The 10,023-nt window shown below is 39.2% G+C and carries 11 protein-coding genes and 3 pseudogenes; 13 read left to right on the top strand and 1 reads right to left on the bottom strand.

Annotation, left to right across the window (positions count from 1 at the left end):
* From HT703_RS11465 to HT703_RS05270, 9 genes and pseudogenes are all read left to right on the top strand, one after another.
* A partial coding sequence (locus HT703_RS11465; protein ID WP_191994537.1) for a hypothetical protein occupies positions 1–1,157 on the top strand: 1,157 nt, incomplete at its 5' end.
* 958 nt (positions 1,158–2,115) lie between these two features.
* Complete coding sequence (locus HT703_RS05300) at positions 2,116–2,727, top strand: Abi family protein (RefSeq protein WP_050207918.1); 612 nt, start codon at positions 2,116–2,118, stop codon at positions 2,725–2,727.
* A 235-nt stretch (positions 2,728–2,962) separates the two neighbouring features.
* The gene (locus tag HT703_RS05295; protein ID WP_172929959.1) at positions 2,963–4,066 is read left to right on the top strand and encodes an FAD-dependent oxidoreductase; all 1,104 of its coding nucleotides are present in this window, start codon (positions 2,963–2,965) and stop codon (positions 4,064–4,066) included.
* Between the two features lie 6 nt (positions 4,067–4,072).
* Positions 4,073–4,477, top strand: coding sequence for a hypothetical protein (locus tag HT703_RS05290; protein ID WP_079247575.1), 405 nt, complete (start codon positions 4,073–4,075; stop codon positions 4,475–4,477).
* A complete protein-coding gene (galE, locus tag HT703_RS05285) occupies positions 4,456–5,475 on the top strand; it encodes a UDP-glucose 4-epimerase GalE (RefSeq protein ID WP_023936965.1) in 1,020 nt (339 codons plus the stop codon). Before HT703_RS05290 ends, galE begins: the two co-directional genes overlap by 22 nt.
* Positions 5,459–6,037: pseudogene (locus HT703_RS12115) on the top strand (glycosyltransferase family 2 protein); the annotation flags it as partial. The gene galE and the pseudogene HT703_RS12115, both read left to right, overlap by 17 nt.
* Positions 6,038–6,223: 186 nt before the next feature.
* Positions 6,224–6,412: pseudogene (locus HT703_RS12110) on the top strand (glycosyltransferase); the annotation flags it as partial.
* Positions 6,413–6,587: 175 nt separating this feature from the next.
* Positions 6,588–7,232, top strand: a complete 645-nt coding sequence (locus tag HT703_RS05275) for a hypothetical protein (RefSeq protein ID WP_023936967.1) — start codon at positions 6,588–6,590, stop codon at positions 7,230–7,232.
* Between the two features lie 38 nt (positions 7,233–7,270).
* A pseudogene (locus tag HT703_RS05270) lies at positions 7,271–7,372 on the top strand (group 2 glycosyl transferase); the annotation flags it as partial.
* 63 nt (positions 7,373–7,435) lie between these two features.
* On the opposite strand, the gene HT703_RS05265 reads toward HT703_RS05270, so the two are convergent.
* Positions 7,436–7,639 carry a ferredoxin gene (locus tag HT703_RS05265; protein WP_080564678.1) on the bottom strand — a complete coding sequence of 68 codons (204 nt, stop codon included), beginning with the start codon at positions 7,637–7,639 and terminating at the stop codon, positions 7,436–7,438.
* Between the two features lie 51 nt (positions 7,640–7,690).
* Here HT703_RS05265 and HT703_RS05260 point away from each other — a divergent pair, with 51 nt between their 5' ends.
* From HT703_RS05260 to HT703_RS05245, 4 genes are all read left to right on the top strand, one after another.
* Complete coding sequence (locus tag HT703_RS05260) at positions 7,691–8,167, top strand: SAG1386/EF1546 family surface-associated protein (protein ID WP_001040900.1); 477 nt, start codon at positions 7,691–7,693, stop codon at positions 8,165–8,167.
* Between the two features lie 8 nt (positions 8,168–8,175).
* Positions 8,176–8,847 (top strand): (d)CMP kinase, encoded by a 672-nt coding sequence (gene cmk / locus HT703_RS05255; RefSeq protein ID WP_050207916.1) that lies wholly within the window; start codon positions 8,176–8,178, stop codon positions 8,845–8,847.
* 130 nt (positions 8,848–8,977) lie between these two features.
* Entirely contained in the window at positions 8,978–9,316 is a 339-nt protein-coding gene (locus HT703_RS05250; protein WP_001061596.1) for a zinc ribbon domain-containing protein YjdM, read from the top strand.
* A gap of 2 nt (positions 9,317–9,318) precedes the next feature.
* Positions 9,319–9,948, top strand: coding sequence for a Pr6Pr family membrane protein (locus HT703_RS05245; RefSeq protein ID WP_000033949.1), 630 nt, complete (start codon positions 9,319–9,321; stop codon positions 9,946–9,948).
* Positions 9,949–10,023: the final 75 nt, after the last annotated feature.

Raw genomic sequence — 10,023 nt, 5'->3', positions numbered from 1 at the left:
ACGTTAAAGAAGCCGTTTCGAAAGCTAACCCAACAGCCACCAACGTAGTTGTAAAAGACAATGGAGACGTAACTGTCACATTACCAGATGGAACAACTAAAGAAATTCCATCGACAGAAACCGTAGAGAAATCTAAGGTAGAGGTAACGCCAGTAGCAGACCCAGCGCATTTAACAGAAGCCGAAAAAGCCAAAGTTAAAGAAGCCGTTTCGAAAGCTAACCCAACAGCCACCAACGTAGTTGTAAAAGACAATGGAGACGTAACTGTCACATTACCAGATGGAACAACTAAAGAAATTCCATCGACAGAAACCGTAGAGAAAAAATCTGGTAATAATAGTACTGATACTAGCAACAGTGGCAACACCAACAATGGAGCTACTACCAACCCTGCTGGCAGCAATAGCAATAGTGTGACACCAGATAACAGAGGCAATACTCCAGCCCCTGGTGTGACAACTGACAATAGTAGCAATACGACCCTTACTACTCCATCGTCTACTGTTGGACAGGCACAAGCAAGCACTTCGACTCAAGAAACGCCAGTTTCTACAAGCACTCCAAACAATTCAGGAACTACAGTGACTCCTAACGAGACTCGTCCTGTTGACAAGTCTGAGCTTGCTCGATTGGTTGAAGGATTGGAAAGTCGTTTGAAAGATTTGGATGATATAGATAGTACAATGCTTGAGTCAGCTAAAGCTCTTCTTACAGAGATTAAACAAGCTCTTAATGACGAAAGTTTGACAGAGTCCGATTTGCGTGATATTGTTAGAAGAGTGAGAGAGGTAATAGACTCCTTAAAAGGTGTGAAAGAAGACCAGCAAAATCAAGAAAAAGATCAGATGAAAGACGATAGTCAGACAACTACTGAATTTTCATATGTAGTAATGATTGGCAGTCTACTTGCCCTTCTTGGGCTCCTTCTCTTCCTCATCGCGCGTCGTAAGAAAGAGTCAGAACTCAAGAAATTGGTCAAGGAACTAAGCAAGCTTGAAGCAGAATTGGATTCTACAAATGTGGATACGAAAGTTCTCGACCAAGCACGAGAAGCTCTCGCTCAAGCAGTTGCTTTCCTAGCCAATGAGAAAGAGTCTGACCACACAGAAGACGAGTTGATTGAGAAACTCAAAGCGATTCTTGCTCAGCTAAGATAAGCGACATGTTGAAATATCGCAGGCGACCATAGAAGTTACTACATTGCTGGATAATGACGATAGGAAAAGTTAGTCGCAAACCTGTAGTGGGAATATACCAGCTTCTAGTGGGGAAGTGGTTCTGGGAACAGGACACCGTCTTTTAAATGGGAATGCTTCCTCCTCTAGTACAAGTAGAAGTCTTTGATGGTAGAGTAAGATAAAGAAGAAACACGAAACAAGTAAGATAGTTCATGAAATGGAACTGAAAATTGCTGGTGTGGACTCTTGAAGGAAGTAATGGATAGAAAGAAGTTGAAAAGCGTCTTTCTATCCATCTTTCTTTAGGAGTTGATGTAAGCGCTCTCTATCACTTGGTTTTGTCAGATGATTGTGCTCTCCATAACCAACCATACGTATATCATATATAGTAGATTGAAATAAGATATGAACAAAGAGATTGAGAAAGTCAAATTAATTTCTAGAAATATTTTAGAATCCGTAGCCTACTATTCTAGGCTCAATATACTACACTTAAAAAATATTTCTATTGATTAATAGGGATTATTGTGGTATAATCTAGGTAGATTAGAAGTCATCAAAGGTGCAGCAATGTATAACTAGGTGACCTTTTTTCATATAGTGGAGACTGTTAGAATGAATGTTGCCATATTTGAATTAACAAATTTCAAGGAATATATTCCTTGAAATATTGATATAGTTGATAAAATACGATTAGTTTATAATCCTGTGTTAGCACCTACTACGTTAAAAATGGCGATTGAACCTGCACTGACAGAAGAAGAATTGTATCAACATATGAAAGATAAATCTCATTGGGATTTTTCATATAATGTTGATGATGAATTTTATAAAAAGGATTGCGTAGATTTATGGTAAATTGGTTAATCGTCAGTATATTTTAGCTAAGTAAGCCTACTTATTTGATAGTTACCTTAGAAATTTCCTTCAAGAAATATTGGAGAGAATTGAAGTCTTTTTGAAAAAGAGTACCGCTGATGCTCTGACGCTTGGATACCAAAAAACTATTTATATTTTTGAAGACGATGATTTATATTTTTCTGAACAATCTAAATACTGCAAGGATAACCCTAAACGTCAGGATACTGTCTTGAAAACAAAGTATCATTTATCGCGGTTTATTTTTGAAAAACAAGATGATTCCATAGTAAAGAATCAGATTAGACAATATGGTGTTGTGTTGCCTTGGACTGTTTTTCGTTTAATGACATTTGGAAATATATCATCATTTCTTGTCGCCTTACAACCAGGTTATCGAAATAAGGTTGCTGCTTATATTAGTTTGCTCTTGTATAAGGATGATAAAATTCCAGCTAAAATCTTATTGTCCTGGTGTAATGCACTTCGATATCTTAGAAATATATGCTCATATAATGGCAGATTATATGAACGCTTACACCATACCTTACCTGCTCTTCATCATTCTGATAAGGAGTTATTGGAGACAAACTCAGAGAATGATGATAAGACATTATTTATTTATTTATTTTATAGCAATGAGACATCTTATTTTGTCCATGTCCCTAGAAACCCAGAATTTTTGGAATAAAAAATACAAAATTTACTAGAAGAAGGAAGTAGAGAACAAGTTGATTTGAGACACTACGGTCTTCCAGAGGACTGGGTGAACTTATTGACAATTAAGAATAGGATAATCTCTTAGATAGATAATTATTGGAAAGAATAAGATAGTATGGAGGTCTAGTATAAAACAAAATAAAGGGCACAAAACTTTTTTATTCTGTGTTGTGCCTTGAGTGAAACAAAAGGAATAAATTATAACAATGAAAAAAGTTGCCATTATTGGAGCAGGAATTGTGGGGGCAACAGCTGCCTACCACCTCTCGAAAGAAAGTGACCTAGAGGTAACCGTCTTTGACCATGGACAAGGTCAGGCTACCAAGGCTGCAGCAGGAATTATCAGTCCTTGGTTTTCCAAACGCCGCAATAAAGCTTGGTACAAAATGGCGCGCTTGGGGGCTGATTTTTATGTGGATTTATTAGCTGATTTAGAGAAATCAGGGCAAGAAATCGACTTTTACCATCGTTCGGGAGTCTTTCTCCTGAAAAAGGATGAATCCAAGTTGGAAGAACTCTATGAATTAGCCCTCCAGCGCAGAGAAGAATCTCCCTTGATAGGGCAATTAGCCATTCTGGACCAAGCATCATCTAATGAATTATTCCCTGGTTTGCAGGGATTTGACCGTCTGCTCTATGCTTCTGGTGGAGCGAGAGTAGATGGCCAACTTTTAGTGACTCATTTGCTGGAATCCAGTCATGTCAAGCTGGTCAAAGAAAAAGTGACTCTGACACCGTTAGCATCAGGCTACCAGATTGGTGAAGAGGAGTTTGAGCAGGTTATTTTGGCGACGGGAGCTTGGTTGGGGGATATGTTAGAACCCTTGGGTTATGCTGTGGATGTCCGTCCTCAGAAAGGACAGCTCCGAGATTATCAGCTGGCCCAAGACATGGAATTTTACCCTGTTGTCATGCCAGAAGGGGAATGGGATTTGATTCCTTTTGCAGGTGGCAAATTGTCCCTAGGTGCTACCCATGAAAATGATATGGGATTTGATTTGACGGTAGATGAAATCTTGCTCCAGCAAATGGAGGAGGCAGCCTTACCTCACTATCCAGTTTTAGCTAGAGCGACTTCAAGGGCTGAGCGTGTGGGAATCCGTGCCTATACTAGTGATTTCTCTCCTTTCTTTGGGCCAGTGCCAGAATTGGCAGGTGTCTACGCTGCTAGTGGACTAGGTTCATCAGGCCTCACAACTGGTCCTATTATTGGTTACCACCTAGCTCAATTGGTCAAAGGCAAGGAGTTGACTTTGAACCCTGAAAACTACCCAATTGAAAACTATGTCAAACCGGTAAAAAGCGAATAATACTCAATGAAAATCAAAAAACAAACTAGGAAACTAGCAGCGGGCTGCTTAAAGCACTGCTTTGAGGTTGTGGATAGAACTGACGAAGTCAGTTTAAAACACTGTTTTGAGGTTGTGGATAGAACTGACGAAGTCAGCTTAAAACACTGTTTTGAGGTTGTGGATGGAACTGACGAAGTCAGCTTAAAACACTGTTTTGAGGTTGTGGATGGAACTGACGAAGTCAGTAACCATACCCATGGCAAGGCGAAGCTGACGTTGTTTGAAGAGATTTTCGAAGAGTATAAGCATTTTACTGAAATTTTATCTTACCCTCTAGGATGGCAAATGACATTCCCTATCAAAAATGGTAAAATAAGAAAAAATAATCCGAGAATCGAGGAATTAAGATGCAAGAAAAGATTTTGCTAACGGGTGGAGCAGGTTTTATCGGAACCCACACTGTTATTGAGTTAATCCAAGCAGGTCATCAGGTTGTTGTGGTGGATAACCTTGTCAACAGCAATCGCAAAAGTTTAGAAGTTGTTGAGAAAATTACAGGAGTTGAAGTACCTTTCTATGAGGCAGATATCCGTGATATAGATACTCTTCGTGACATTTTCAAACAAGAAGAACCAACAGGGGTCATTCACTTTGCTGGCTTGAAGGCTGTCGGTGAATCTACTCGTATCCCTCTTGCCTATTATGACAACAATATCGCTGGAACTGTTAGCCTTTTGAAAGCTATGGAAGAAGCCAACTGTAAAAACATCATTTTCAGTTCTTCTGCGACAGTTTACGGGGATCCGCACACAGTGCCCATCTTGGAAGATTTCCCACTTTCAGTGACCAACCCATACGGTCGTACCAAGCTCATGCTAGAGGAAGTTTTGATAGATATCTACAAGGCAGACTCAGAATGGAATGTTGTCTTGCTTCGTTACTTTAACCCAATCGGAGCCCATGAGAGTGGTGATTTGGGAGAAAATCCAAACGGTATTCCAAACAATCTCTTGCCATATGTGACTCAAGTAGCCGTTGGAAAATTAGAGCAAGTGCAAGTGTTTGGAGACGATTACGATACGGAAGATGGAACAGGTGTTCGTGACTATATCCACGTTGTCGATTTGGCTAAGGGTCACGTTGCAGCTTTGAAAAAAATCCAAAAAGGTTCAGGACTAAACGTTTATAACCTTGGAACTGGTAAAGGTTACTCAGTTCTTGAAATTATCCAAAACATGGAAAAAGCGGTGGGACGTCCTATTCCTTACCGCATCGTAGAACGTCGCCCAGGTGATATCGCTGCCTGCTACTCAGACCCAGCAAAAGCTAAAGCAGAACTCGGTTGGGAAGCAGAACTCGACATCACCCAAATGTGTGAAGACGCATGGCGTTGGCAAAGCAAGCATCCAAATGGATTTGAAGACTAAGATGATGATTTCAATCATCGTCCCTTGTTTAAACGAAGAGGAAGTACTTCCTCTTTTTTATCAGGCTCTGGAAGCTTTACTTCCAGATTTGGAAACAGAAATCGAGTATGTCTTTGTCGATGATGGATCAAGTGATGGGACCTTGGAACTCTTAAAGGCCTATCGGGAGCAAAATCCGGCAGTTCATTATATTTCTTTCTCTCGAAATTTTGGCAAAGAAGCAGCCCTTTATGCAGGCTTGCAATATGCGACAGGAGATTTGGTGGTAGTGATGGATGCAGACCTCCAAGATCCTCCTAGTATGTTGTTTGAGATGAAAAATGTACTAGACAAAAATGTAGACTTGGACTGCGTTGGGACACGGAGAACTAGTCGGGAGGGAGAACCCTTCTTTCGCAGTTTCTGTGCTGTTCTCTTTTATCGCCTCATGCAAAAAATCAGCCCAGTAGCTCTGCCGTCGGGTGTCCGTGATTTTCGTATGATGAGAAGGTCTGTGGTCGATGCCATTTTAAGTTTGACTGAGTCCAATCGTTTTTCTAAGGGACTCTTTGCCTGGGTCGGCTTTAAAACCCACTATCTGGACTATCCAAATGTCGAAAGGCAGGCTGGCAAGACCAGTTGGAGTTTTAGGCAACTCTTTTTTTACTCCATTGAAGGGATTGTTAATTTTTCAGATTTCCCTTTGACTATAGCCTTTGTAGCTGGTCTCCTATCTTGTTTTCTTTCTCTGCTGATGACCTTTTTTGTTGTGGTTCGGACCCTCATTTTGGGCAATCCGACATCTGGTTGGACCTCTCTGATGGCTGTGCTTCTCTTTCTTGGAGGCATTCAACTCTTGACCATTGGGATTCTCGGCAAGTATATCAGTAAGATTTATCTAGAGACCAAAAAAAGACCACTTTATCTGATCAAAGAAAAAAGTTATCATAGATCATGAAAAAGTAGGAGTTATCTAGCGCAGTCACTTTTTTTGTAATTATAATTCTTTTGGTCTGGAACTTGAGTGATTTTTAAAAAAATTAGGGATTTGACATGATATAAATGAACTATGTGGAATAAATTTACTGCAAAGACGATAACTTAATAAATAAAACATTCAGGAGGGTTATTTTATGCTAAGTAAAGAGGATTATACTGAAGAAATCGGGCTAATAAAGAAACAAAATTATGTAGAGGTTGAACTGTATCCTTTAGTTGCTGATATAATTAAGCCAACTTTAAAAGATAGTTTATCAAAAAGATATGTCTTCGGAAGACAAAGAAGGGGTTTGGGACAAATTTATTATGGTCTAAGTAATTTTCCTGATATAGTTATTTTAGATAAGACTTATGAAAACAAATCTAGGAAAAGTATAAAAATTGAAGAATGGAAGGAACTTCGAGGATGCGTGGAAGTTAAGAATTTAAATTATAGTTTAATTACAGAGGAAAAAATCAAATCAACCATATCGAACAGTTTTGAACATATAACTGGAGAGATGGGACAACTTATTGGAGACCTTTTATGGTATAAAAAAGTAATTTATACAAATGGAATTGAATGGAGATTTCTAAGTTTAGATGACAAGGAAGAGATAGATAATACAATTGTTGAAGTAGTTAACAAAAGAATAGAAACAGAAGAAGCGGGAAATTCTTTTGATTGGTGGAAGAATATTAAAGATTTATCGTTCAATTATACGGATATATGCCTATCTAAAGATTGTAGACAAGAGTGGAATGAATTTGTAAAAAGGGTAAAGGAAATAGAATGGTAGAGGTCTATTCTCATTGAGAAATTTAGATTTTAAGTTACAGTAAGATTTATTTAGAGACTAAAAAAAGACCACTTTATCTTATCAAAGAAAAAAGTGACCTTCCTGATTTTACAGAAAAAAATAAAGTGAAAAGACTATAATTTTACATGGAAATATGCTAAACTAGAAAGAGTGAAACGTTCTTGTCAATTTACTATGAGAGATTAGTGTTGATTTTTAATCAAGGCACGTGTCGGACAGTTTCTAACAGCCTCTAAGACATCCTGACTAGGAGAAATTTCTTTTTCCAGTTGGTCAGGATTATCGTAAAAACGCACGATTCCATTATCGTGGTAATCAAATAAGTCAGAATAAGTTTGGCAAAGCCCACAGGCGATGCATCGTTCAGGTATAAGTGTGATTTTCATGTTCATATTTATATTGTAATAAGAAAAGTAAAAAAAAACAAGGAGTAAGGTATGGCAAAAGAACCGTGGCAAGAAGATATTTATGATCAAGAAGAAGCAAGAGCAGAGCGTCGGCATCGAAACCACGGAGGGGCTGATAGGATGGCTAATCGTATTTTGACGATCCTAGCTAGTATTTTCTTTGTAATTGTGGTGGTGATGGTCATCGTTCTCATCTATCTATCATCGGGGGGGAGTAATCGCACAGCAGCCTTAAAAGACTTTCATGATTCTGATGCAAGTGTAGTACAAGTCTCATCTTCAAGCAGTTCTCAGCCTGAGCAGAGTTCAGAGCCAGAATCTACTTCTAGTAGTTCAGAAGAAGCTGCTAATCCTGAAGGAACGATTAAAGTTCTCGCAGGAGAAGGGGAAGCAGCTATTGCCGCTCGTGCAGGAATCTCCATTGCTCAGTTAGAGGCCTTGAATCCTGGGCACATGGCTACAGGATCTTGGTTTGCTAATCCAGGTGATGTTATAAAAATAAAATAGGAGCCGATATGAAAACAATTCAAATTGCTATTGATGGTCCTGCTTCCAGCGGTAAGAGTACGGTCGCAAAGATTATTGCTAAGGATTTTGGATTCACCTACCTTGATACAGGAGCTATGTATCGTGCAGCGACCTATATGGCTCTTAAGAACCAATTAGGAGTTGAAGAAGTCGGAGCCCTTCTAACCTTGTTGGACCAGCATCCAATCAGCTTTGGACGTTCAGAAACTGGAGACCAGCTTGTTTTTGTAGGAGATGTGGATATTACCCATCCTATCCGTGAAAATGAAGTGACCAATCATGTTTCTGCTATTGCAGCAATTCCTGAAGTGCGTGAGAAACTAGTTTCTCTCCAACAAGAAATTGCCCAGCAAGGTGGGATTGTCATGGATGGTCGCGATATTGGAACTGTTGTATTGCCACAAGCAGAATTGAAAATTTTCCTAGTAGCTTCTGTTGATGAGAGAGCAGGGCGCCGTTACAAGGAAAATATTGCCAAGGGAATTGAAACAGACCTTGAAACCCTAAAAAAGGAAATTGCTGCGCGTGACTACAAGGATAGTCATCGTGAGACTTCACCTCTCAAACAAGCAGAGGATGCTGTCTACCTTGATACAACTGGTTTGAATATTCAAGAAGTAGTTGAAAAAATCAAAGCAGAAGCTGAAAAAAGAATGTAAATGTAGAAAAGCCGATAGATGGATATCGGTTTTTTTCTAAATTTGTCAAAATGCTGATTTTAGGGTATAATAGTTGCTGTTCGAGAAATTTTGATTTTCAAAGAATAGTGAATGATGATAAGGAGAAACCATGAACAACCTACCAAATTGCCCAAAATGCAACTCAGAGTATGTCTACGAAGACGGTGCCCTACTGGTTTGCCCAGAGTGTGCTTATGAGTGGAATCCTGCTGAAGTTGCAGATGTAGAAGAGGGCCTTGTTGCTATCGATGCCAATGGAAATAAATTGGCTGACGGTGATACAGTAACTCTCATCAAGGACTTGAAGGTAAAAGGTGCGCCAAAAGATTTGAAACAAGGGACGCGCGTGAAAAATATCCGCATCGTAGAAGGTGACCACAATATTGACTGTAAGATTGATGGCTTCGGTGCCATGAAACTTAAATCAGAGTTTGTGAAGAAGATTTAAGTATGTCCAAGCACTATAAACTTGTATTTTATAGCCGTATCTTCTTGTTTCTAGCGGCTTTTACGGGAGTTTATCTTGAAATTACTAAGCATGGTGGTTTTGGGATGCTTCTCTATTACACGGTTCTGTCAAATCTATTAGTAACTATTTTTACGCTCTATCTCTTAAAGGTTATGAGCCGTGTAGGTGAAAACTGGCAAAGACCAAGTCTCTTGCGCTTAAAAGGTGGGGTCACCATGAGTATCATGATTACCTGTGTGATTTACCATTTCCTCTTAGCGCCCATTGCGACTAATTTCTATACCCTAGAAAATTTCCTTTGCCACTATATCGTTCCCATCTGGTTTTTAGCGGATACCCTCTTTTTTGACAAACAGGGTCAATATAAGATTTGGGATCCAGCAGTGTGGACCATTTTACCCTTGCTGTATATGATGTTTGCTCTTTTTAATGGCTTGGTTCTAAAACTCAATATTCCAAATGCCAAGGATAATCCTTTCCCTTACTTCTTTTTGAATGTGAACAAGGGTTGGGATGTCGTATTCAAGTGGTGTCTGATTATCTTTGTTGCCTATATGGTAGCAGGATTTATCTTCTACTTTATCAAGCAAATCAAGAGAAAGTCATTCTAATACTCTTCGAAAATCTCTTCAAGCCACGTCAGTTTCGCCTTGCCGTAGATATGGTTACTGACTTCGTCAGTCTTA

It is taken from the genome of Streptococcus sp. 3874 (genome assembly GCF_013276425.1).
Lineage (GTDB): Bacteria > Bacillota > Bacilli > Lactobacillales > Streptococcaceae > Streptococcus > Streptococcus pseudopneumoniae.
This window is presented reverse-complemented; position numbering and strand designations above follow the sequence as displayed.